The organism is Streptomyces sp. NPDC030893, from assembly GCF_055571535.1.
This window is the reverse complement of sequence record NZ_JBVIFC010000001.1, coordinates 717,348-739,607: the sequence shown is the minus strand read 5'-3', so window position 1 is coordinate 739,607 and position 22,260 is coordinate 717,348. Positions and strand designations below refer to the sequence as shown.

Below are 22,260 nucleotides of genomic sequence, written 5' to 3'. Positions count from 1 at the left end.
CGCAGCACGGAACGGTGACCACGGCGCGGGGCGGCGACCGCAGCACGGAACGGTGACCACGGCGCGGGGCGGCGACCGCAGCACGGAACGGTGACCACGGCGCGGGGCGGCGACCGCAGCACGGAACGGTGACCGCGGCGCGGGGCGGTGACCGGGTTGCAGGGTGCCGTGCGGGGCGGTGACCGGGTTGCAGGGTGCTTGTGCGGGGCGGTGGAGTGGGCAGACGGCTAGCAGGCAAGGCAGCGGGCGTGCGAAGCGACGGCGTGCCGGGCGGCGGACAGTGACCGCGTCGGGCGCAGGGGTGAGCCCCCGGCGTGGTGTCGGGGGCTCGGCCGGGCGGGGGCGGGTCAGAACATGCCGTAGCCCGGGCCCGTCGCTCCGGCCAGGAAGATGATGGCCAGGAGCGTGTCGATGGCGCCCAGGATCAGGGCGATCAGGGCCGGCACCGAGCGGGAACCCGCCCAGCTGCGGCCCATGGCGAGCCAGCCGCAGACGATCGCCACCGGGCCGAGGACGATCCCCAGCACGAAGAAACCGGCGACCGCGCAGATGGCTCCGATGATCCCGAGCGTCGCGCGATCCGGCCCGGACCGTGACCCCGTCCGGCCACGTGTACGGGGGTGCCTGCGCGTTCCGTGTCCAAAGCTCGCCATCATCAACTCCCTGGAGGGTTCGTCGAGATGACGGGTACCCCCGCCTCCGCGGTGAATTCACCCCGTACGCCCGGGAAGACGGTCCACCGCCGCGCGCTGCCCCCCTCCGGCAGCGCGCCGCGACCGGTGTCCTCCATGCCCTGCGGAGGACTTGACCCACTGTCACCTGCGGGGCCCTGCCGAGGGGAGGGATCACCGCACCGGTTCACCCTGACGAGGGAAACCGGGGACGGAACGGTCCGTCAGATGTGGCCGACGCCCGCGCCGGCCTCCGCGTTCTCACCGCGCTTGGTGAGGAAGGCGACGAGGATCGCCACCACGGCGACCCCGGCGGCCGTGAGGGACGCCAGGCCCATGCCGGACATGAAGGTGTCGTGCGACACCTCGGTGATCTTCTGGACGATCTCCGGCGGCATGTCCGGGGAGACCGGCGCGATACCGAACTGGACGGCCTCGGCGGTCGCTTCGGTCTGCTCCGGGCTGAGCGGCGGGAGTCCGGCCTCCGCCCAGTTGCCCGGCAGGTCCCCGTCGACCTTGGAGGCCATCACCGCGCCCAGCACCGCCGTGCCGAGGCTGCCGCCGATCTGCATGGCGGCCTGCTGGAGGCCGCCGGCGACACCGGACAGCTCCAGCGGCGCGTTGCCCACGATGACCTCGGTGGCGCCGACCATGACGGGGGCGAGGCCGAGGCCCAGCAGGGCGAACCAAAGCGACGTCACACCGCTGCCGGTGTCCGTCTCCAGCGTGGACATGCCGTACATGGACAGCGCGGTGAGGGTCATGCCGCCGGCCAGCGGGATACGCGGACCGACCTTGGTGATCATCACACCGGCGAGCGGCGAGCCGACGATCATCATGCCGGTGAGCGGCAGCAGGTGCAGACCGGCGTCGATGGGGCTCATCCCGTGCACGTTCTGCAGGTAGAAGGTGACGAAGAACAGGCCGCCCATGAAGGCGATGGCCATCAGGACCATCAGCACCACACCCGCGGACAGCGGCACGGACCGGAACAGCGCCAGCGGGATCAGCGGCTCGCGCACCTGCGTCTGCCAGACGGCGAAGCCCACGAACAGGCCGACCGCGATGGAGATGAACGTCCAGGTCGAGCCGCCGCCCCAGCCCCACTCGGGCGCCTTGATCAGGGCCCACACGAGACAGAACATCGCACCGGACAGCAGCACGATGCCGAGGATGTCGAAGGAGCGCGGGGCGTTCTCCGCGCGGTGGTCGAGCAGGATCCACGCGCCGAGGGCGACGGCGAGAACGCCTACCGGCACGTTGATGAAGAAGACCGACTCCCAGTTGACGTGCTCGACGAGGACGCCGCCGAGGATCGGGCCGCCGGCGGTGGAGGCACCGATGACCATGCCCCAGATGCCGATGGCCATGTTGAGCTTCTCGGCCGGGAAGGTGGCCCGCAGCAGCCCGAGCGCGGCCGGCATCAGCAGCGCGCCGAAGAGGCCCTGGAAGACCCGGAAGACGATGACCATCGTGATGCCCTGGGACAGTCCGATGGCGGCCGAGGACGCGGCGAAGCCGGCCACGCCGATGAGGAAGGTCTGCCGGTGGCCGAACCGGTCACCGAGCTTGCCCGCGGTGATCAGGGAGACCGCGAGGGCGAGGAAGTAGGCGTTGGTGATCCACTGCAGATCGGACCAGCTGGCCCCGAGATCCGCGGCGATGGCCGGGTTCGCGATGGCCACGATGGTGCCGTCCAGGGCCACCATCATGACCCCCACGGCGACGGTCACGAGCGTGAACCAGGGGTGCCCCCGCAGCCCCTTGCCCGGCGTCGCGTCCGACGGGGCGGACGGGGGCCCGTCCCCCGATCCCGCCTTGTCGATGGTGGTCTGACTAGTCATACGTCGGAGGCTAATGTCAGCGACTGACAGTTGACAAACCAATTCACCAGGCAGTCACTGACACGACATCCGCGTATAGCCTGAGCTGGAGAAACAGTTCAGAGGAGACACGATGGAGACGGTCGGGACCGCCGTGGGCACGCCGCCGCGGCCGGGTCTGCGGGAGCGCAAGAAGCAGCGCACCAGGGACGCGCTGGTCCGGGCCGCACTGGAACTGATCGCCACGCGCGGGTACGAGGGGACGACCGTCGACGACATCGCGGCGGCCGTCGACGTCTCGCAGCGCACCTTCTTCCGCTACTTCGCCAGCAAGGAGGAGGTGGCGCTCTTCGTCCCGCGGCTCGCGGAGTCGCACGTCCTCGACGCGGTACGGGAGCGCCCGCCGGGCGAGGCGCCGCTGGAGGTGCTGCGCCGGGCCGTGCTGGACAGCTGGGACGGCATCAACGAGGCCGTGGAGCGGCTGGTCCCGCTCGACCTGCACCTGCGGGTCCACCGGGTGATCGAGTCCACGCCCGCCCTGCTCGCCGCCCATCTGCGCCGCGCGACGGAGCTGGAGGAGGAGCTGGCGCGCGCCATCGCCGAACGCGAGGGGCTCGACGTGGACGCGGATCCCCGGCCGAGGATCCTGGTGGCCGCGTTCGGCGGGGTGGTCCGCGTGGCGGAGCGGCGCTGGTCGGCCGGGGACGACTTCAGCGCCGACGCCATGCGGGAGCTGATGACGACCTGCCTCGACCATGTGGGCCCGGCGCTCGCGGGGAACTGGCGTACGGGCGGATCCCCGGAGCGACGCACCGAAACGTGATACCGGTCACTTGGTTCACCCGAGACACTCCCGTTCTCCTAGTGTGTCCTTTCAGTGACTTCCTTCGACACCTCCCCGCAACTGAACGTCTGGCGCGCGCTGCTCGCGCTCGCCGTCGTCTTCGTGATGCTGGCGACCACCGGCTGGACGGCGCTGCGCCACCAGCGCCACCCCGCTCCGCTCCAGGCATCGATCGACGCGTGGGAGAAGGGACGGATAGCCGGTCACCGGCTGCCCGATCCGGAGTCGGCGCCCGCGCGGCTGGCCCGGTTCTTCGCCTCCCTCACCGAGGGGCAGCGGGCTCATCTCGCCCACCGCTATTCCCTGGCGGTCGGCAACATGAACGGCGCGCCGGTCGAGCTGCGCTACCGCGCCAACCGCATCGCGCTGGGGCAGGCCCGCGACATCGAACTCGAACGCGTGTACGACAGCCGTCTCACGGCGTCGGGCCAGCGGCACGCCGCCCGCAGACTGGACCGCTTCGAGGCACTGATGCACCCCGGCCGGCACATCCTCGCCTTCGACCCCTCGGGCTCCGGCCGGGTCGCCGAGGTCTTCGGCGACCTGCCCCGGGCCGAGCGGGTCTCGGTCGTCGTACCCGGTGCCGACACCGACCTGCTCACCTTCCAGCGCACGGACCGCCAGTACTCGGCACCCGTCGGCATGGCGAGGTCCCTGTACGCGGCGGAGCGCGCCACCGCCCCCACGACCCGTACGGCCGTGATCGCCTGGGCCGACTACACGGCCCCCAGCGGACTCGGCATGGACGCGGCCATGGCGATGCGCGCCGAGGACGGGGCCCGGCGGCTGGACGGGATGCTGCGCGGACTGCCCGGGAAGGCGCCGGTCTCGCTGTTCTGCCACAGCTACGGCTCCGTGGTGTGCGGGATCGGCGCGCACCGCCTGCCGGAGCGGGTGGCGGACATCGCGGTGGCCGGCAGCCCCGGCATGCGGGCGGAGAAGGTCGCCGAGCTGGACACCACCGCGCGGGTGTGGGCGATGCGGGACGCCGACGACTGGATCCAGGACGTGCCCTACCTGGAGTTCGGCGGCCTGGGCCACGGGGCCGACCCGGTCACCGCCGCGTTCGGGGCGCGGGTGCTGTCGGCACGGGAGGCGAAGGGACACGCCGGGTACTTCGTACCGGGGACGGACAGCGTGCGGAACTTCGCGGAGATCGGTGTTGGCGCATACCGCGCGGTTTCCTGTGCGCACGAAGACGACGCCTGCCGAGCGGGTTTGTCCGTTACGACACCTATCGGACGCGCGTAGAAGCGGAGATACTGCGGTATGCGTGGGGAGGGGACGGAGAAGCTCGTGCCGCATACGATGAGCCGCATGGGTGACGTACTGGCTGGATTTCATGCCGCCTGGGAGTTCGGGTCCGACTCCGTGCTCATCCGTTACGAGCGAGGGATTCGAACACCCAAGCTGTTCCAGGCACTCGGGGAGCGGCGGGTGCCGCTGGAGGCGATCGAGGGGGTGACCCTCACGCCCGGCAGGCGCGGGACCGTGGTGCTCCGCGCCGAGCTGCGGCCCGGTGCGGACCCCCTCCTGGAGGCGGCCGGCGGGCAGTTGAAGGAGAGCAGCGACCCCTACCGGCTGGTGCTGCCCGCCGAGCGCGAGACGCTCGCCGAGTACTACGCCGACGAACTGCGCGCCCAGCTCACCGAGTCGGGGCCCGCCGAACGCCATCTGGTGGCCGCGCCCGAGGCCCCGCTGCAGTTCAAGGCGTACGACGGCAAGGCCGCCTTCGACGGTACGGCGGTGTCCTTCCGCTGGTTCTGGACGGGCGCGTCGTCGGCCAAGTGGAAGGCCGGGGACCAGCGGTTCGCCATCGGTGAGCTGAGCGGGGTGGAGTGGCGCTCGCCCGAGGTCTTCGAAGGGCACCTGCGGCTGCTGCCGCGGGACGGGGCGCCGGCGCCGGGACAGGCCGACCAGGACCCGGCGGCGGTGGTGTTCGGGCTGGGGTACGGGCCCGTGCACGAGTCGCTGCCGTTCGCCGCGGCGGTGCTGGCGGCGGTGCGCAACTGCGCGCCGGTGCCGGCGGTGTCCGCGGGGCGTGCGCGCCGTGACCCGGCGGACATCGCCGAGCGGATCCGGCACCTGGGGGAGCTGCACCAGGCCGGGCTGGTGACGGACGAGGAGTTCTCCGTCAAGAAGGCGGAGTTGCTGGCGGAGCTGTAGGACCGTTGAGGAGGCTCGGTATTCGTGCTGCCCGGAACGGTGTTCCGTACCGCGGACCTACGTCGGGAGGAACGTTTCGACGCGTGGCGGGAATCGATGAACCGCACCATCGCGCCGATGGAGATCGTGTGCGACCGGCCCGAGGACTTCACGGCGGTCCAGCACACGCTGCACATCGGCCCGCTGCTCGTGTGGCGCACCGAGTTCCGGCCCAGTCACTACCGGCGAAGACCCGTCGACATCCGCAGCTCCGACCCGGAGCACTACCACCTGACCCTGGTGCTGCCCGGCAGTGTTCCCCTGAGCACCCGGCAGGCGGGCGTCAGCGACACCCACCGCGCCCACGATCTGTACGTGCTCGACGTGTCCCGGCCCTGCGAAGTCACCTCGCCGTTCGGGGACACGCCGTTCATGGGCATCGGGCTGGAGATCCCCAAGGCGCTGGTCCCGCTGTCTCCCGCGCTCCGCACGCGCACCGACCTGCTGCTCGGGCGGCGCCTGTCCGGCCGGCGCGGCTTCGGGCTGCTGGTCGCCCAGGCCCTGACCCAGCTCTACGGCGAGGAGGGCGGCTACCGTCCCTCGGACAGTGGTCGGCTCGGCGCGCTGCTGGTCGACCTGGTGGCCGGGATGCTGGCCCACGAAGCAGAGGCCCCGCACGGGATCCCGGACGCGACCCGCGGTCGGGCCCTGGTGACCCACGTCCGCGAACACATACGGCGCAACCTGCACGACCCGGCGCTCTCCCCCGCCACCGTCGCCGCCGCCCACCACCTGTCCACCCGTCAGCTCCACCGTCTCTTCGAGGCCGAGGAGGAGACGGTGGCGGGTCTGATCCGGGCCGGCCGGCTGGAGGCGGCCCGCCGGGACCTCGCCGACCCCGCGCTGCGCCCGGTCACCGTCCGCTCCGTCGCCGGCCGCTGGGGTTTCACGTCGCCGGCCCATTTCAGCAGGGCCTTCCGCGAGGCCCACGGAATGCCGCCGGGCGACTACCGGCGGCAGGCCCTGGGCGCGACGGGCTGAGCCCGCCCGGGCCCCCGTACCCGGGCGGACGCCTTCGGGGGCCGCGGTCAGGCCCGGCCCCTGCTGACGGCTATCAGGTCCTTGCCGTCCGCGTCGTCGTACCAGAGCACCGTGACGAAGGTTCCCTCCGGAAGGCTCAGGTCGACGGTCCGGACGTCGACCGTCTTGGTCGTGCCGGGGGCCTTGTAGAGAGGCGTCGCTCTCGACGATCCGTCGATCTGGTACTGGACCTGGGCGTAGAGCGCGTCGCCGTCGTTCTTCGTGTCGTAGATCCAGAGCTTCTCGCCCAGCGGGTGGAACTCCACCTTGCCCACGATGTCGGACGCCTTGGTCCCGGTGCCCAGGATCTTGACGGCCGTGCCGCCCACGTCCTGCTGGAAGTACGTGCCGTCGATCAGGTCCCCGTAGGTGCACGGGCAGTTGTCCGTGACCTGCCTGTTGATGTACGTCATCGGGTTGGGGCTGTACGCCTGGGCGGGGGCGGCCGTGGCGAGGGGGAGAAGGGCTCCTGCCGCGAGCGTCGCCGCGGTCGTGAGCGCCGCGGCCATGCTGCGCATGCGCATGGGTGTGCCTCCGTCGGTGTCGGGTGTCATCGGCAGCACGACGATGACATCGCCGGGCGCCGTGCGGAGCCGCGGCGGGAACCCTGGCGCCCATGATCAATCGACCGGCCGCTTCCTGGCGCTGATCGTCAAGCGCGAAGGCGCGCGGCCGTGCCGGCACGCCTCCGCCGGGCACCGTTCGCCTGTGCGCCCTACTCCCGGCCCGCGGAGGTGAACGCCATGTCCGCGTAACGCGTGCCCGCGACACCGGCGGCGATCGGGTCCAGCAGGGCCAGCTCCTCCTCGGTCAGGGTGATGCGCGCCGCCGCCGTGTTCTCCTCCACCCGGTCCGGCCTGCGGGTGCCCGGGATGGGGACGACCGCCAGGCCGTGGAGGTCCGCCTGCTGGTGGACCCAGGCCAGGGCGATCTGGCCGGGGGTGGCGCCGTGGGAGGCGGCGACAGTGCGGACCGGGGCCAGCAGGGCCGCGTTGACCGCCGCGTTGTCGCCCGTGAAGCGGGGCATCAGACGGCGGAAGTCGTCCGCGGTGAGGTCCCGGTCGGCGTCGGTGAAGGAGCCGGTCAGGAATCCGCGGCCGAGCGGCGAGTACGGGACCAGGGTCACGCCCAGCTCGCGCGCGGCCGGCACCACCTTCGCCTCGATGTCCCGGCTGAACAGCGACCACTCCGACTGCACGGCGGCGATCGGATGCACGGCGTGCGCGGCGCGCAGTTCGCCGGCGGTGACCTCGCTCAGGCCCAGCTGCTTGACCTTGCCCTCGCGCACCAGCTCGGCCATGGTCCCGACGCTCTCCTCGACCGGCACGTCCACATCGCGCCGGTGCATGTAGTAGAGGTCGATCACGTCGACGTCCAGGCGCTTCAGGCTCGCCTCGACGGCCTGGCGGATGTAGGGCGCGTCGTTGCGGACGATCCGCCGGTGCGGCTCGTCCGGCGGGATCGACAGGGCGAACTTGGTGGCGACGACCACCTCGTCCCGGTGCGCCTTGAAGAACGGTGCGAGGAAGCGTTCGTTGTCGCCGTCGCCGTACGCGTCGGCCGTGTCGTACAGCGTGACGCCGAGTTCCAGCGCCCGTTCGAGGGTCGCGCGGGAGGTGTCCGCGTCGGCGGGGCCGTAGGCGAAGCTCATGCCCATGCAGCCGAGGCCCTGCACCCCCACCCCGGGGCCGCCCTCGCCCAGTGCCGCCGTCGCGATCCTGCCGTCCGTCATCGTGTTCCCTCCGACGCCAGGGCCCGCCCCGCGTCCGCGTAGAAGCCGATCTTCCGGTCGAGTACGGCGAGCGTGCCCCGGAGCTCGGCGATCCGGGACAGTACGTCCTCGCGGGTCCGCTGGAGCAGCTCGAAGCGCTCGGTGTAGGTGTGGTCGCCGGAGCGGACCAGTTCCGCGTAGCGCACCATGTCCGCGACCGGCATCCCGGTCAGGCGGAGCTTGCCGACGAGGCCGAGCCAGTCGAGGTCGCGGTTGCTGTAGCGCCGCTGGCCGGTGTGCGAACGGTCGATGTGCGGCATCAGCCCGATGCGCTCGTACCAGCGCAGGGTGTGCGCGGTCAGCCCGGTGAGGGCGACGACCTCGCTGATCGTGTACCTGTCCTGGCCGTCCGGCCGGCGGTTCCCCTGCGGCGGTCCGGCGCAGTCGTCGGCGCCGGGTCCTGTCGTCTCCGTCGTCTCGGTCTCCGTCACCGTCATGCCCCCACGCTAGAACGCTGGAGTGCACTCCAGGCAAGCGGCGCAGGCGGGAAACGAGCGGTGCGCGGCGGCGGTGTCCGGTTACCGTGCGGGCATGACCCCAGTACGCCGTGCCACGCCCGGGGACGCGGAGGAAGTGCTCCGGCTGCGTCAGGTGATGATCGACTCGGTGGCCCGCTCCGACCCGTCCACCGCCTGGCACACCGTGTCCCTGCCGGTGCTGCGCGCCAGACTGTCCGAACCTGACGGGGACTTCGCCGCGTTCGTCGTCGACCATCCGCAGCGGCCGGGCGCGCTCGCGGCGCTGGTGGCCGGCACGGTCGACTACCGCATCGGCGGTGCGCGCAACCCGTACGGCATGGACGGGTACGTGTTCAGCGTCGCCACCGACCCGGACGCGCGCCGCCGGGGGTACGCGCGGGCGTGTGTGGAGGCGCTGCTGGAGTGGTTCCGCGGGCGTGGCGTCCGGCGGGTCCGGCTCACGGCGTCCTCGCAGGCCGAACCGCTGTACGTCTCCCTGGGCTTCCGTCCCCGGCCCGACCCGTTGCTGGAGCTGAGGCTGTGAGCGCTTAGTCTCGGAAGCATGTCGTTGAAGAGTCTGGCGTTGATCGAGAACTGGCCGGTTCCCACCGTCGCGGCGGGTGCCGTACGGGCGGACGGCACCGTCGCGGGCACCCACGGGCCGGCCGGCCACCGCTTCCCGCTGGCCTCGGTCACCAAGCCGCTCGCGGCGTACGCGGTGCTGGTGGCGTACGAGGAGGGCGCGATCGAGCTGGACGAGGCGGCGGGCCCGGACGGCTCGACGGTGCGGCACCTGCTCGCGCACACCTCGGGGCTGGCCTTCGACGAGCACCGGACGACCTCGGCGCCGGGTGAGCGGCGGCTGTACTCCAACGCCGGGTTCGAACAGCTCGGGGACCATGTCGCGAAGGCGACGGACATCCCGTTCGGCGAGTATCTGCGGCAGGCGGTGCTGGAGCCGCTGGGGATGACGGCGACCACGCTGGAGGGCTCCCCGGCGAAGGACGGCGTCTCCACGGTGGACGACCTGCTGCGGTTCGCCGCCGAGGTGCAGGCCCCGCGCCTGCTGGACCCGCGCACGGTCGCGGCGGCGATGACCGTGCAGTACCCGGGCACCAAGGGCGTCCTGCCGGGGTACGGCCACCAGAACCCCAACGACTGGGGCCTCGGCTTCGAGATCCGTGACGCCAAGTCGCCGCACTGGACGGGCGCGTCGTCGTCGCCGCGCACCTTCGGGCACTTCGGCCAGTCGGGCACGTTCCTGTGGATCGACCCGGACGCGGGCGCGGCGTGCGTGGCGCTCGCCGACCGGGCCTTCGGGCCGTGGGCGGTCGAGGCGTGGCCGCCGTTCACGGACGCGGTGCTGGCGGAACTGCGCGGCTGACCCCGCCCGCCGTGAACTCCCCGTGAAAATCCTGTGGATACGTTGTCGGTGGCGCGCCTTATGCTGCACCCGATGATCACGCGGGGACCCAGGGAGGGCGCGAATGTTCGGAAGGCTGTTCGGCAGGGGCGAGGAGAGACCGGCGGGTCCGGGGCCGGGGAATCCGTACGCCCTTCCGGCCCCGCGCAGGAAGAACGGGATGTACACCCTGCGCGCCCTCGGCGACACGCGCGTCCTGGCGGTGCTGGAGGCGGCCGACGCGGGTGACTGGGAGGCGGTGAAGGAGGCGCTGGCCCCCTTCGACCTCGGCCACGACTACCGCGTCCTCGGTGAACTGGCCGACCTGGACGGGGTGGAGGAGTGGATCGGCCGTGCCGTCGCGGAGGACAAGGAGCACCGGGCGACGGCGCTGCTGATATCCGGCGTCCGGCACATCCGCTGGGGCTGGGAGGCACGCACCAGCGCCCGCGCCGTGAACGTCACCCAGGAGCAGTGGCGGGTGTTCCACGAGCGGCTGCACATCGCCGAGGAGCAGCTGTTCGAGGCCGCCGAGCTGCGGCCGGAGTGGGTCACGCCGTGGCGCCATCTCCTTACCTCGGGGCGGGGCATGTCGCTGGGCCGCGCCGTCAACGAGACCCGGCTGGACGCCGCCCTGCGCCGCGATCCGCTGAACCCGGCGAGCCACCTCGAGTGGGTGTCGCAGTTGCAGCCGCGCTGGGGCGGGGAGCAGGGTCAGGCCCTGGCGTTCGCCCGCGAGGCGTTCGCCGGCGCGCCCGACGGTCATCCGCTCGGCTGTGCGGTCGCCATGGCCCACATCGAGGACTGGGTGGAGTCGGACGACTCCGAGTGCCTCGACACCCCGGCGATCCACGCGGAGTTGGCGGCGGCCGCCCGGCGCAGCATCCTGCATCCGGACTACGAGCGGCTCCCGGGCTGGCAGCACGACTTCAACATCTTCGCCATGGCCCTCTCGCTCGCCTCCGAGAGCATCGTCTGCCGGCGTGTGTTCCACGAGCTGGACGGCGCCTACACCGAGTGGCCCTGGACGTTCTTCGCGGAGCCCGAGAAGCAGTTCGCCCGCCGCAGCCGCCGCGCCTGAGCCCGCACCCTCTCCTCCGAACCCCTCACCCCGGACTGCCCCATGACTCTGCCCGACACCGCCCCGGACCGGGCCGGCGCCGACCGCACCTTCCAGGTGGACCTGCGCGGCCTCGTCGATCTCCTCTCCCACCACCTCTACTCCAGCCCCCGCGTCTACCTGCGTGAACTCCTGCAGAACGCGGTGGACGCGCTGACCGCCCGGCACACCCTCGAACCGGCCGCCCCGGCCGGGTCGTTCGGCATCCGCCTGTACGCCGACGGCTCCGTGGTCCGCGTCGAGGACGACGGCGTCGGTCTCACCGAGGCCGACGTCCACCGTTTCCTCGCCACGATCGGCCGCAGCAGCAAGCGCGCCGAGAAGATCGCCGAGCAACGCGGCGACTTCATCGGCCAGTTCGGCATCGGACTGCTCTCCTGCTTCCTGGTCGCGGACGAGATCCACGTCGTCAGCCGCTCCGCCCGTACGCCCGACGCGCCCGCCGTGGAGTGGCGGGGGCGCGGCGACGGCAGCTACAGCGTCCGCACCCTGCCCGCCTCGGCCCGCCCCCGCCCCGGGACCACCGTCACCCTGACCCCGCGCACCGACGCGGCCGAGTGGACCCGGCCGACGCAAGTCCAGGCGCTGGCCCGGCACTTCGGTTCGCTGCTGCGTCACCCGGTGACCTTCGCCGACCGCCCGGGCGACGGCACCCCGGTCAACCCGGAGGCGGCGCCCTGGGAGCGCACGTACGCCACCCCCGGCGCCCGCTCCCGCGCGCTGGCCGCCTTCGGCGAGGACGTGTTCGGGTTCGCGCCGCTGGACACCATCGAGCTGGACCTGCCGGCCGTCGGCCTGAAGGGCATCGCCTGCGTCCTGCCCGAGGCGGTGCCCGCCGGACGGCGCCACGGCCATCGGGTGCACGTCAAGGGCATGCTGCTGTCCGAGCAGGCCGAGGAGATCCTGCCCGAGTGGGCGTTCTTCGTGCGCTGTGTCGTGGACGCGGAGAGCCTGCGCCCCACGGCCTCCCGCGAGTCCCTGTACGAGGACGACACCCTCGCCGCGGTCCGTGACGCCCTCGCCGAGCGGCTGCGGGCGTGGATCGCGCGGGCCGCCGCCAGCGACCCGGAGCTGCTCGGCCGTTTCCTCCAGGCCCATCACCTGGCCGTGAAGTCCCTCGCCGTGCACGACGACGAGATCCTGCGGATGCTGCTGCCGTGGCTGCCGTTCGAGACGACCGACGGGCACTGCACCCTCGACGAGTTCTCCCGCACTCACCGCACCGTGCTGGTCACCTCCAGCGTGGAGGAGTTCCGGCAGGTCGCGGCGATCGCCTCGGCCGCCGGGCTCGGCGTCGTCAACGGCGGCTACACCTACGACCGCCAACTGGTCCACCGGCTGCCGGAGATCAGGCCCGAGGCGGCCGTCGCCGACCTCGACCCGGCCACCCTCACCGCCCACCTCGACCCCGTCGACCGGGACACGGAGCTGGCCGCCGCGGCCTATCTCGCCCGGGCCCGCGACGCCCTCGCCGTCTTCGACTGCGACGTCGCGCTGCGCGCCTTCCAGCCCGCCTCCGCGCCCGCCCTCCTCGTCGACAGCCGCGAGGCCCGGCACGAACGCACCCGCTCCCAGCTCGCCCGTGAGCAGGAGGGCGGCGTCTGGGGCGACATCCTGGGCGCCCTGCGGCAGGAGGCACCGCGCGCCCAGCTCATCCTGAACCAGCTCAACCCGCTGGTGCGCACCGCCGTCGCCATCGATGAGCCCGAACTGGCCCGCACCAGCGCCGAGGCCCTCTACGGGCAGGCCGCGCTACTGTCCCGGCGACCGCTGCGGCCCGCCGAGTCGAGTCTCATCAACCGCTCCTTCCTCGACCTTCTCGCCCACGCCCTCCGCAAGGACAGCTGACGATGCCCACCGCACCCCAGACGACCGACGAGCTGTACCTGGCGCTCCAGGAGAACGACGAGCGCCCCTACGGCCGTACCCGCACCGTCACCGCCGAGGAACTCGTCGAGGCGGCCGAGCAGTTCGACGAGCCCGTGCCGCTCATCCACGCCCTCCTCGAACTCCAGGAGGCCTACACCTACGGCTCCGAGCCGCGGAAGTCGCCGGTCGTCTTCGCCCGGCTGCTCACCCTGTTCGACGAGCAGCCCGACGCCTTCGACCCTCGGCTGCGCCACATGCTGTTCTGGCGCTTCAAGTGGGTGGCCAACGCCCTGCGCGCCCTGCCGGAGATACCGCTGGCCAGTCTGCGCCAGTGGCTGACGGAGATGCGCGACCGGTACGAGAAGGCGGGCCTGGAGCTCCAGCCCTACTACGGGCAGGCCTACCAGCTCGCCGCCCACGTGGGCGAGGACACCGCCCTCGCCTACGAGTTGTGGGCGGGCCGCACCCGCACCCGGCTCAGCGACTGCGAGGCCTGCGAGATCTGCGAGCGCGCCCTGTACCACCTGGCGGCGGGCGACGACGAGCGGGCGCTGCGCGCCTGGGAGCCGGTCCTGGCGGGGAAGGAGTCCTGCCAGGAGGAGCCGGCCCGCTCCATGTCGTACGCGCTGCTGCCGGTGCTGCGCGCGGGCCGGACCGAGGAGGCGCGCGCGCTGCACCTCACCGGCTACCGCGCCTGCCGCCGCAACCCCTCGATGGCCGGGGAGGTCGGCCGGCACCTGGAGTTCTGCGCGCTGACCGGCAACGAGGCGCGGGGCCTGGAACTGCTCGCCGAGAACCGGACGCTGTTCGACGAGGTGGAATCGCCGCGCGAGCTGCTCGACTTCCTCACCGGTACGGAGGTCCTCCTGCAGCGTGTCGAGTCGCTCGGGCACGGTGAGCTGCCCGCCGCCGGGTTCACCGGCCGCGCCTGGACGGTGAGCGCGCTGCGCGCCGAGGTGCGGGGGCGCGCCGACGACCTCGCCGCCCGCTTCGACGCCCGCAACGGCACCACCGCCCACGCCGACCGCCGCCGCGCCCGGCTGGACCGCGCCCCGCTCCTGGACACCCTGGAGCTGACCCTGCGCAGCCGCAGCCTGGACGACGTGACCCCGGCCGCCGCGCCGGCCGCCGCGTCCGCGTCCGCACCGGCCGCCGCCCTGCCGGAGTCGGTCGCCGAACTCATCACCCACGCCCGGGCGCTGGACGAGGAGGGCCACCCGGACGCGCGTGCCTGCTGGGCGCGCCTGCGCACCCTGGTCGCCGCCCGCGACTACGCCCACCCCGACGACCCCGCCGTGGGCCCGGTCGTACGGCTGCACGCGGACCTGCTGGCCGACGAGGCGAGCCGGGCGAGCGAGAAGGAGGAGTACGCCGACGCCGCCGCCCTCCACGAGGAGGCCGCGGGCCTGTACGACGACGCCGGCCTCCCGCCCCACGCAACCCTCGCCCGCGCCGGCGCCCTGCTGGCGACGGCACGGGTTCCGTCGGCGGACGGGGCGTCAGGGAGCGACGCGCCGGGGGGCGGCGGTGGCACGGCAGCCGCGGCGAGCGCCGTGGACGCGGCGGACGCCGCAGGGGCCACGGGCACGGCAGACACGGCGGGCCCCGCGGACACCGGGGACGCCACACGCGGCACCGACGCGGCGGACGTCACAGGGGCCACCAGTGCGGCGGGCACGCAGGGCGCTGCGGGCACGCCGGGCGCCACAGGCACCGGAGACGCCACACGCAGCACCGACGCAGCGGACACCGCAGGGGCCGCCGGTGCGGCGGGCACGCCGGGCGTCGCGGGGGCGGGCGGTGCCTCCGGTAGCGCGGCTGCCGCGGATGACGCCGGTCGAGCCGGCAAGGGGGCAGGTGACGGCGACGCCTCGGCCGAGGGCGCCGGCGAGGACCCGGACGCGGTCGTCGCCCTGACCGCCGCCCACGCGGCCCTCGTCCGGCTGCACGAGGAGGCGTCCGGGCTCGCCCCGTACCAGGAGGCGCGCCTGCTCCGGACGCGGGCGACCGCGCTCGGGCTGCGTCTGCAGGAGTCGCGCAGCGAGGAGCACGTCGCCGCCGTGCTCGCCGAGGTGGACCTGCTGGAGGCCTTCGCCACCCGGCACGACATCGCCGGGCAGGCGGCCGGGGCCCTGCTGCTGCGGGCCACCACCCACGCCATGGCCGGCGACCTGCCCGCCGCGCACGCCGGCACCGGCGAGCTCCTCGACCGGCTGAGGACCCACGGACCGGCCTGGTACCTGCCCCACGCGCTCGCGCTGCGCGGCCGCCTGGCGCTCGGCCTCGGCGACGCCCAGGCCGCGTACTCGGACCTCGGCGAGGGCCTGCGGGTGGCGGCCGAGTGGCCGGCCGACACCGTCGACGCGGGCCGCCTGCACGGCGACCTGGCGGAGGCCTGCATGCACCTGGGCCGCCCCGACGAGGCGCTGCGGCACCTGACGCGCGCGGCGGAGCTGCACCTGCGGGCCGGCGAACGGTTCGAGGCGTACTGCACCTACAGCAACGCCGCCCGGCTCAGCCTGGACCTGGGCCGCGTCGAGGACTGCATCGCGCTGCTCGACTCCCTGCTCGCCGAGCCCGGCGTCACCGCGGAGGAGCTGGACGACCGGCTCGTCGCCCAGCTGCGCCTGACCCGCGCCCGCGCGCTGCACACCGGGGAGGACCTCAAGGCGGCCACCGCGGAGTTCGTCGCCCTCGCGGCCGAGTCGGCCGGCTGGGACGACGACCCCGGCAGCCATGCCATGATCGCCGCGGAGACGGCCGTACTGCTCGGTGAGTCCGGTGAGTTCGACCGGGCCCGCGAGGCCGTGGACCAGGCCCTCGCCGCCCACGCCCGCGACGCGCGCTTCGAGAACCTCAGCAACGCCCTGCGCGAACTGGCCCGCCTCCAGGCGCAGCAGCAGGGCCCCGACGGTCTGCCCGGCGCCCGCGCCTTCCTCGACGACGCCGCCCGGGTCGCCGACGAAGCCCGCGCCGCCGGGTACGAGGCGCACGGCCGCCCGCTGGACGCCGCCCTGGCCTACGAGCACGGCAGGGTCAACGCGTACTGCGGCGCGTACGAGGACGCCCTGGCCGCGCTGGACAAGGCCCTCGCGCTGCTCGGCGACCCGGGTGCGGAGCCCGGCCAGGCCGGGGAGTGGGCCGAGTGCGTACGCCTCGCGGGCGCGGTGGAGGGGATCTACCTGGAGCGCCCCGCCCCCGCCCTCACCCGTGTGGACGCGGCGGTGACCCGCCTGACCGCGCTCGGCCACACCGACGAGGCCGAAGCCCTGACCGCCCTGGCGGCGCGGCTGCGCGACGAGGAGTGATCCGGCGGTGCCCGGTGCCGGGGCGAGGAACAGCCCCGGCACCGGGCACGGGGCGTGGGATCACTGTGACAGTGATCTCGTTTACCCAGCGTATCTGTGCCGTTTGATGAGCATGTGTCATTTCCACCGTGTGGCCTGGAGGTTAAGCCGCGGCAGACCCTCTTGTGCAATCCGCGTAGACCATTCAATCTTTCGGCTGGCGACAGGGGCGTGCGAGCGCGGCCACAGCATCCGTGTTTGGCATGCACCTGACACTCGCCTGTCCCCCACACTCCCCACCTGTCGAGGAGGAACCCTCAGATGGCAGCGAAGCGAAACGCCAAGCGGAGAACGGTCGTCGGGATCTGCACGCTCGCCACGGCCGCTCTCACCGGCGGTCTCTTCACCGCTCTCCCCGCGCACGCCGCCGACCCCGCGACCGGGCCGATCGCCTACGCGGACGCGCCGAACGCGGTGGCGGACAGTTACATCGTCACCCTCAAGCCGGGCACCGAGGCCGCCTCCACCAAGGGCAAGGGTGTCGCCGAGAAGCACGGCGCCGAGGTCGAGCACACCTTCCGCGAGGCCCTCAACGGCTACACCGTCGAGGCCAGCGAGGCCGAGGCCGCCCGGCTGGCCGCCGACCCGTCGGTCGCGCTGGTCGAGCAGAACCGCACCTTCACCACGCAGGCGACGCAGACCAACCCGCCGTCCTGGGGCCTGGACCGCATCGACCAGACCGCGCTGCCGCTGAGCAACTCGTACACGTACGACGACACGGCCGGTCAGGGCGTCACCGCGTACATCATCGACACCGGTGTGCGCATCTCCCACAGCGACTTCGGCGGGCGCGCCCGCAACGGCTACGACGCAGTCGACGGCGACAACGTCGCCCAGGACGGCAACGGCCACGGCACCCACGTCGCCGGCACGGTCGCCGGCAGCGCCTACGGCGTCGCCAAGAAGGCGGACATCGTCGGCGTCCGCGTCCTCGACAACAACGGCTCCGGCACCACCGCCGGCGTCATCGAGGGCGTCGACTGGGTCGCCGACAACGCGGTCCTCCCGGCCGTCGCCAACATGTCGCTCGGCGGCGGCGCCAGCACCACCCTCGACAACGCGGTGCGCAACGCCATCGCCGCCGGCGTCACCTTCACCGTGGCAGCGGGCAACGAGTCGACCACGGCGACCGGTTCACCGGCCCGCGTCTCCGAGGCGATCACCGTCGGCGCCACCACCAGCACGGACGCCCGCGCCAGCTACTCCAACTACGGCTCGAACCTGGACATCTTCGCCCCGGGCTCGTCCATCACCTCCGGCTGGCACACCGGCGACAGCGCCACCAACACCATCTCCGGCACCTCGATGGCCGCCCCGCACGTCGCGGGCGCCGCGGCGCTGTACCTCGCGGACAACCCCTCGGCCACCCCGTCGCAGGTCGCCTCCGCGCTGATCGCGAGCTCCACCCCGGGCGTCGTCACCAACCCGGGCACCGGCTCCCCCAACCGCCTGCTGAACGTCGGCGACAACGGCGGCACCACCCCGCCGCCCGGCAAGACCTTCACCAACGCCACGGACTACCGGATCAACGACCGGTCGACCGTCGAGTCCCCGATCACCGTCACCGGCGTCTCCGGCAACGCGCCCTCGGCCCTCCAGGTCCCGGTGAACATCGTCCACACCTACATAGGCGACCTGAGGGTCCAGCTGGTCGCCCCCGACGGCTCGCTCTACACCCTCAAGCAGTCCGGCACCGGCGGCTCCACGGACAACATCAACACCACCTACACCGTGAACGCCTCCTCGGAGACGGCCAACGGCACGTGGAAGCTCCGCGTCACGGACGTCTACTCCGGCGACACCGGCTACATCAACAGCTGGGGCCTGACCTTCTGACCCCCCTGCTCCCCCTCCGCCCCGACGCGACCCCACGGCGCCGGGGCGGAGCCCTGTCATCCACCGTCCCCGCACTCGAACCACACGGTCTTTCCCCGCCCACCAGGCCGCACCTCAACCCCCACCGCTCGGTGACCGCGTCCACGATCACCATCCCGCGCCCGCCTTCCTCCTCAAGCCCCTCACCCCCACCCCGCACGGGCAGCCGCGGACACTCGTCGGCGACCTCCACCCGCACACCACCCGGCCGGAGCAGGAAGCAGATCCGACACCGCCGGCCAGGCACATGCCGTACGACATTCGCCACCACCTCGGTCAGCGCCAGCTCGGCCGCATCACTCACACCGGCCAGCCCCGCCCCGACGAGATGCAGCCGCAGGATGCGCCGCAGATGCCGGGCCGAGTGCTCTCCCACGGCGAACTCGGCGTGGTACTCACTGAGAGTGTCCGCCGACCGCGGACCAATTGCCTGATTCACATCACCATGCAACGACGCTACGCATACGCTCGGCTACGGGACGAAACGGACGCCGCGCGGCGTTGAAGTGAGGTGCCACCGTGGTCAACATCCAGTCGCTCGACCCCACCGCGTCCCCGCTCGACTACTACGGCTGGGAACTCCGCCGCCAACGCGAGGCGCACGGCCTCAAGCAGGGTCAGCTCGGCGAGATCATCTTCTGCACGGGCTCGTTGATCGGCCAGATCGAAACCACGAAGAAGGTCCCGACCCGCGACTTCTCCGAACGCGTGGACGCGGCCCTCGGCACGGACGGCCTCTTCTCCCGCCTGATCGGCCTCGTGCTGCGCAGCCAACTCCCGAACTGGTTCCAGCCGCACGCGGAGATGGAAGCGCGGGCTACTTACCTCTCCACGTACCAAGCGCAGCTCGTGTACGGACTGTTGCAGACGAAGGAGTACGCGCGGGCCGTGCTCGCCACCGGAATGCCGGACGACCTGGACGGCTTGGTGGCGGCCCGCATGGAGCGCCAGCGCATCCTGGAACGGGATCAACCACCGCTCACCTGGGCGATCGTGGACGAGGCGGTGTTGCTCCGACCGATCGGCGGTCACGAGGTCATGCGGCGCCAACTCGCCCACCTGTTGGAGTTCACGCGTCACTGATGGGTGCACGTACAGGTCCTCCCGAACTCGGCGGGTGAACATGTAGGTATCGACGGGGCTTTCACCGTGATGCGCTTTGACGACGATCCGGACATCATCTACACCGAGGACCTCATCTCCGGCCATATGACAGCCAATCCCGAGACGCTCAGGGAGGCTTCCCTCCGCTACGCTCGCCTGCAGGCCGCGGCCCTCTCCGTGGAGGACTCGGCGGTGCTGATCGCGCGAGTGATGGAGGAGCGCTATGGAGACCGGTCCCAGCCCGAGGAACCCGCAGTGGCGTAAGTCCAGCTACAGCGGAAGCACAGGCGGCGAATGCGTCGAATGCACCGTCACTGACGGCGCCGCTTGGCGCACCTCCTCGTACAGCGGAAACACCGGTGGTGACTGCGTCGAGGTCGCCCCCACCTGCGTCACCGGAACCGTCCCCGTCCGCGACAGCAAGAACCCCTCCGGCCCGGTCGTCACCATCGGCGCCGGAGCCTGGCAGGCATTCGTCGCCGGTCTGCGTTAGATGCCGCCCTTCCCCATGCGCGCGGGCTCTCCCCGGCTCGGAGTACTACGGCGGCTCCGCCCCACCCGGACCGTTCGACGGTCTATGCGCCTATCCCCAGCCAGGCACCGGCCGTGCACGACGAAGGACATCCCGCTCGGCGGACCCGCACCATCTGGCAGTACTGGCACGTCCCGGCCTTGTCAGGGCCGCTCCCGCCCTCCCCGGCATCACCCGGACCAGGCTGCCCTCAGCTCCACCTCCCTGTTACGACCACAGCGCGACCGCCTCGTCGTCCCGCTCGACCGGCCCGGCACGGGAGGGTTTCGGTGCGCCGGCCGGTGAGCCGGTCTTCGTGCGCAGGTTTCTGAACCCTCTGCGGACGCGGGCGGGTGTCAGCTTGTTCGGCTCCGTCGGCTTCTCCCAGGGCCGGCGGCCAGCGGTCGGGCGAGCCGGAGCTGGGCATGGGCGGCGATCACGAGCCAGGTCCATCGATCGGCCGCTTCCGAGCTGGGGAGCCGGGGCTGTGTCCGTGACCGTCACGGCCTGCTCGACGCCCCACGTGGTGGAGTCGCCGGAGACGAACCGTTGACTGAACTAACTCGATCATTTTCGCAGGTCAGGCGGTCTTTCTGCTAGCTTCCGTGGATGCTTGGACGTGATCCCGAGAGGGAGTTGCAGTAGCCGAGCCTCATTCACGCGGATGATCTACACCCCCCGGGCCCAGGCCACGACCCTCGCTCTACGGACGGCGGGCCAGCAAATGAGTGTCGAGGAAACCCCGCTCGGACGCTGGGTCGTGGAGCAACCGAGCAAATGTGACGAGACCGGCCCCGGCCAGCAACTCGGCAAACTGCTCCGCCGGCCAGCTATAGGCGGGCGTCACCTTGTGGTCGAAGCGAACCGGCTCCGGTCCCTCGGTCCCGAAGAAGGACACCAAGAGCAGGCCCCCTGGTGCCAGGGCACGCACTTGCTCGGCGAGCAGCGCGGGCAATTCTCCAGGTGGGGTATGGATCACCGAGTAGTGGGACAGCACTCCGCCCAGCGCACCGTCCTCGACCGGCAGGGCCTCCATCCGCGCTTCGTCGAACCGCAGCGCCGGATGGGCCCGCCGGGCGTGGGCGACCATGGCTGGGGAGAGGTCGAGCCCGAAGGCGTCCAGCCCCAAGCCATGCAGCATCGCCGTCACATGACCGGGGCCGCACCCGACGTCGGCTACCCGCAGGTTCCCCGTGCCACGCACGAGCTCGGCGAAAGTGCCGATCATGTTCCGCGCGAACGGGTGCGTCTCCAGCCCGTTGGCGAACATCGACGCGTACAGATCGACGACGTCGTCGTAGGCCGCCCTCGTCTCGTCCTGGTGTCCTAACACGGGAAGGAAACTAACACCCGCGCCGTTCGTAGCCGTTCTCCGGCCCGCACCGGTTCCCTCGGGACTGAGCGTCCCGTCACCTGATCACGGGACGCTCTCGTTAGTTCAGAGAAGAACTCGCCGCCGTGCTTGGGCGGTCGGCCGCCGTTGGGGTTGGCCAGGTGGAACTTTCGCGGGAGGGTGTCGGACGCCGCATCACCCGATCTGAACGGAGCCGACCGAGGATCTCGACGGGCTGGTCACCCAGCAGGTGGGCGATGCGCGGGGCGTCGTATCCCGCGTCCAACACGATCAAGACCTCGGGATCACCCGGCCGCCACTGGCCGGCGGCGACCAGCCGCTCGACGACCCCACGGATCTGCACCGTGGTCACCGCGGCGACGCCGGCGCCGGACTCCAGGCGAACCGCGTCCAGCACCGCCGTCCAGCCGTGCGGCCGGTCTCCAGCGCGGCCACCACCAGGTACGGCCAGCCAGGCACCATCTGGTGCTTGCCTTCGCCCCGGCCGAAGGTGTGGCAAAGGCCCGGTGAGCGTATGTGTTGGCGTCCGGCCGCAGCCACGGCGAGATGGCCACGGCCAGGACCAGTCGACCGTCCGCCGCCCTCGGTAGCGGCACCCCGGCCAGGGCACGACGCAGCCGTGCGACAGCGATCCGCCCCTGGTTGAGTCCGCCGTACAGAGCCCCGTGCCCACGGCGGTGTTCGGGCGCGAGCGCGAGATCAACCAGCGTCCGCACCGGCCCGTCCGTGCACAGCAGCGCGTCGCGCAACTCGAACAATGCGTCGCCCCGCGCTGTCTGACACGCGTACGGCTCCGACCGGAAGTGTGACACTTCCGCGACCGCATCCCGCAGGACGCCCTGATGCACCAAACTCGCGACCACGGCCTTCGCGCTGATCCACTCTG

At 72.2% G+C, this 22,260-nt stretch carries 18 protein-coding genes and 3 pseudogenes; 12 read left to right on the top strand and 9 right to left on the bottom strand.

What is annotated here, in order from left to right:
- Positions 1-347: 347 nt before the first annotated feature.
- Positions 348-656, bottom strand: a complete 309-nt coding sequence (locus ACZ434_RS03245) for a small hydrophobic protein (protein WP_468451219.1) — start codon at positions 654-656, stop codon at positions 348-350.
- A 239-nt stretch (positions 657-895) separates the two neighbouring features.
- Entirely contained in the window at positions 896-2,515 is a 1,620-nt protein-coding gene (locus ACZ434_RS03240) for an MFS transporter (protein ID WP_468451217.1), read from the bottom strand.
- A gap of 112 nt (positions 2,516-2,627) precedes the next feature.
- Between ACZ434_RS03240 and ACZ434_RS03235 the strand changes: the two genes are divergently transcribed.
- The 4 genes from ACZ434_RS03235 (at position 2,628) to ACZ434_RS03220 (ending at position 6,524) form a co-directional block, all read left to right on the top strand.
- On the top strand, positions 2,628-3,317 hold the full coding sequence (locus ACZ434_RS03235; protein ID WP_468451215.1) for a TetR family transcriptional regulator: 690 nt from the start codon (positions 2,628-2,630) through the stop codon (positions 3,315-3,317).
- A 54-nt stretch (positions 3,318-3,371) separates the two neighbouring features.
- Entirely contained in the window at positions 3,372-4,589 is a 1,218-nt protein-coding gene (locus ACZ434_RS03230; protein ID WP_468451213.1) for an alpha/beta hydrolase, read from the top strand.
- A gap of 66 nt (positions 4,590-4,655) precedes the next feature.
- Complete coding sequence (locus ACZ434_RS03225; RefSeq protein WP_468451211.1) at positions 4,656-5,504, top strand: DUF4429 domain-containing protein; 849 nt, start codon at positions 4,656-4,658, stop codon at positions 5,502-5,504.
- A 96-nt stretch (positions 5,505-5,600) separates the two neighbouring features.
- On the top strand, positions 5,601-6,524 hold the full coding sequence (locus ACZ434_RS03220; RefSeq protein ID WP_468451209.1) for a helix-turn-helix domain-containing protein: 924 nt from the start codon (positions 5,601-5,603) through the stop codon (positions 6,522-6,524).
- Between the two features lie 47 nt (positions 6,525-6,571).
- On the opposite strand, the gene ACZ434_RS03215 is transcribed toward ACZ434_RS03220, so the two are convergent.
- The 3 genes from ACZ434_RS03215 to ACZ434_RS03205 form a co-directional block, all read right to left on the bottom strand.
- The gene (locus tag ACZ434_RS03215; RefSeq protein WP_468451207.1) at positions 6,572-7,087 is read right to left on the bottom strand and encodes a hypothetical protein; all 516 of its coding nucleotides are present in this window, start codon (positions 7,085-7,087) and stop codon (positions 6,572-6,574) included.
- A 191-nt stretch (positions 7,088-7,278) separates the two neighbouring features.
- Positions 7,279-8,295 carry an aldo/keto reductase gene (locus tag ACZ434_RS03210; protein WP_468451205.1) on the bottom strand — a complete coding sequence of 339 codons (1,017 nt, stop codon included), beginning with the start codon at positions 8,293-8,295 and terminating at the stop codon, positions 7,279-7,281.
- Positions 8,292-8,771, bottom strand: coding sequence for a MerR family transcriptional regulator (locus ACZ434_RS03205; RefSeq protein ID WP_468451203.1), 480 nt, complete (start codon positions 8,769-8,771; stop codon positions 8,292-8,294). Before ACZ434_RS03205 ends, ACZ434_RS03210 begins: the two co-directional genes overlap by 4 nt.
- A 94-nt stretch (positions 8,772-8,865) precedes the next feature.
- Between ACZ434_RS03205 and ACZ434_RS03200 the strand changes: the two genes are divergently transcribed.
- From ACZ434_RS03200 to ACZ434_RS03175, 6 genes are all read left to right on the top strand, one after another.
- Complete coding sequence (locus ACZ434_RS03200; protein ID WP_468451201.1) at positions 8,866-9,336, top strand: GNAT family N-acetyltransferase; 471 nt, start codon at positions 8,866-8,868, stop codon at positions 9,334-9,336.
- An 18-nt stretch (positions 9,337-9,354) separates the two neighbouring features.
- Positions 9,355-10,176 (top strand): serine hydrolase domain-containing protein, encoded by an 822-nt coding sequence (locus ACZ434_RS03195; protein WP_468451199.1) that lies wholly within the window; start codon positions 9,355-9,357, stop codon positions 10,174-10,176.
- Between the two features lie 103 nt (positions 10,177-10,279).
- On the top strand, positions 10,280-11,275 hold the full coding sequence (locus ACZ434_RS03190) for a hypothetical protein (protein ID WP_468451197.1): 996 nt from the start codon (positions 10,280-10,282) through the stop codon (positions 11,273-11,275).
- A 42-nt stretch (positions 11,276-11,317) separates the two neighbouring features.
- On the top strand, positions 11,318-13,162 hold the full coding sequence (locus ACZ434_RS03185) for an HSP90 family protein (protein ID WP_468451195.1): 1,845 nt from the start codon (positions 11,318-11,320) through the stop codon (positions 13,160-13,162).
- Between the two features lie 2 nt (positions 13,163-13,164).
- Entirely contained in the window at positions 13,165-16,491 is a 3,327-nt protein-coding gene (locus ACZ434_RS03180; protein WP_468451193.1) for a hypothetical protein, read from the top strand.
- A gap of 300 nt (positions 16,492-16,791) precedes the next feature.
- Positions 16,792-18,366, top strand: coding sequence for a S8 family peptidase (locus tag ACZ434_RS03175; RefSeq protein WP_468451191.1), 1,575 nt, complete (start codon positions 16,792-16,794; stop codon positions 18,364-18,366).
- Here the strand turns inward: ACZ434_RS03175 and ACZ434_RS03170 are convergent.
- A complete protein-coding gene (locus ACZ434_RS03170; RefSeq protein ID WP_468451795.1) occupies positions 18,341-18,709 on the bottom strand; it encodes an ATP-binding protein in 369 nt (122 codons plus the stop codon). The genes ACZ434_RS03175 and ACZ434_RS03170 overlap by 26 nt on opposite strands.
- Positions 18,710-18,924: 215 nt before the next feature.
- Here ACZ434_RS03170 and ACZ434_RS03165 point away from each other — a divergent pair.
- Together ACZ434_RS03165 and ACZ434_RS03160 are read left to right on the top strand one after the other, a co-directional pair.
- A pseudogene (locus ACZ434_RS03165) lies at positions 18,925-19,773 on the top strand (helix-turn-helix domain-containing protein).
- Positions 19,733-20,002, top strand: coding sequence for a DUF397 domain-containing protein (locus tag ACZ434_RS03160; protein ID WP_468451189.1), 270 nt, complete (start codon positions 19,733-19,735; stop codon positions 20,000-20,002). Before ACZ434_RS03165 ends, ACZ434_RS03160 begins: the two are co-directional and overlap by 41 nt.
- Before the next feature lie 285 nt (positions 20,003-20,287).
- Here ACZ434_RS03160 and ACZ434_RS03155 read toward each other — a convergent pair.
- The 3 genes and pseudogenes from ACZ434_RS03155 to ACZ434_RS03145 all read right to left on the bottom strand — a co-directional run.
- Positions 20,288-20,511 (bottom strand): annotated as a pseudogene (locus tag ACZ434_RS03155) (NF041680 family putative transposase); the annotation flags it as partial.
- A 212-nt stretch (positions 20,512-20,723) separates the two neighbouring features.
- Positions 20,724-21,353, bottom strand: coding sequence for a class I SAM-dependent methyltransferase (locus ACZ434_RS03150; RefSeq protein WP_468451187.1), 630 nt, complete (start codon positions 21,351-21,353; stop codon positions 20,724-20,726).
- 113 nt (positions 21,354-21,466) lie between these two features.
- Positions 21,467-22,225, bottom strand: a pseudogene (locus tag ACZ434_RS03145) (transposase); the annotation flags it as partial.
- Between the last annotated feature and the right edge of the window lie 35 nt (positions 22,226-22,260).

Coding starts and splice junctions, on each gene's coding strand:
- ACZ434_RS03235 (WP_468451215.1), top strand. CDS start 2,628: ATGGAGACGGTCGGGACCGCCGTGGGCACGCCGCCGCGGCCGGGTCTG.
- ACZ434_RS03175 (WP_468451191.1), top strand. CDS start 16,792: ATGGCAGCGAAGCGAAACGCCAAGCGGAGAACGGTCGTCGGGATCTGC.
- ACZ434_RS03195 (WP_468451199.1), top strand. CDS start 9,355: ATGTCGTTGAAGAGTCTGGCGTTGATCGAGAACTGGCCGGTTCCCACC.
- ACZ434_RS03220 (WP_468451209.1), top strand. CDS start 5,601: ATGAACCGCACCATCGCGCCGATGGAGATCGTGTGCGACCGGCCCGAG.
- ACZ434_RS03205 (WP_468451203.1), bottom strand. CDS start 8,771: ATGACGGTGACGGAGACCGAGACGACGGAGACGACAGGACCCGGCGCC.
- ACZ434_RS03215 (WP_468451207.1), bottom strand. CDS start 7,087: ATGCGCATGCGCAGCATGGCCGCGGCGCTCACGACCGCGGCGACGCTC.
- ACZ434_RS03245 (WP_468451219.1), bottom strand. CDS start 656: ATGATGGCGAGCTTTGGACACGGAACGCGCAGGCACCCCCGTACACGT.
- ACZ434_RS03210 (WP_468451205.1), bottom strand. CDS start 8,295: ATGACGGACGGCAGGATCGCGACGGCGGCACTGGGCGAGGGCGGCCCC.
- ACZ434_RS03160 (WP_468451189.1), top strand. CDS start 19,733: ATGGAGACCGGTCCCAGCCCGAGGAACCCGCAGTGGCGTAAGTCCAGC.
- ACZ434_RS03225 (WP_468451211.1), top strand. CDS start 4,656: ATGGGTGACGTACTGGCTGGATTTCATGCCGCCTGGGAGTTCGGGTCC.
- ACZ434_RS03200 (WP_468451201.1), top strand. CDS start 8,866: ATGACCCCAGTACGCCGTGCCACGCCCGGGGACGCGGAGGAAGTGCTC.
- ACZ434_RS03190 (WP_468451197.1), top strand. CDS start 10,280: ATGTTCGGAAGGCTGTTCGGCAGGGGCGAGGAGAGACCGGCGGGTCCG.
- ACZ434_RS03240 (WP_468451217.1), bottom strand. CDS start 2,515: ATGACTAGTCAGACCACCATCGACAAGGCGGGATCGGGGGACGGGCCC.
- ACZ434_RS03180 (WP_468451193.1), top strand. CDS start 13,165: ATGCCCACCGCACCCCAGACGACCGACGAGCTGTACCTGGCGCTCCAG.
- ACZ434_RS03185 (WP_468451195.1), top strand. CDS start 11,318: ATGACTCTGCCCGACACCGCCCCGGACCGGGCCGGCGCCGACCGCACC.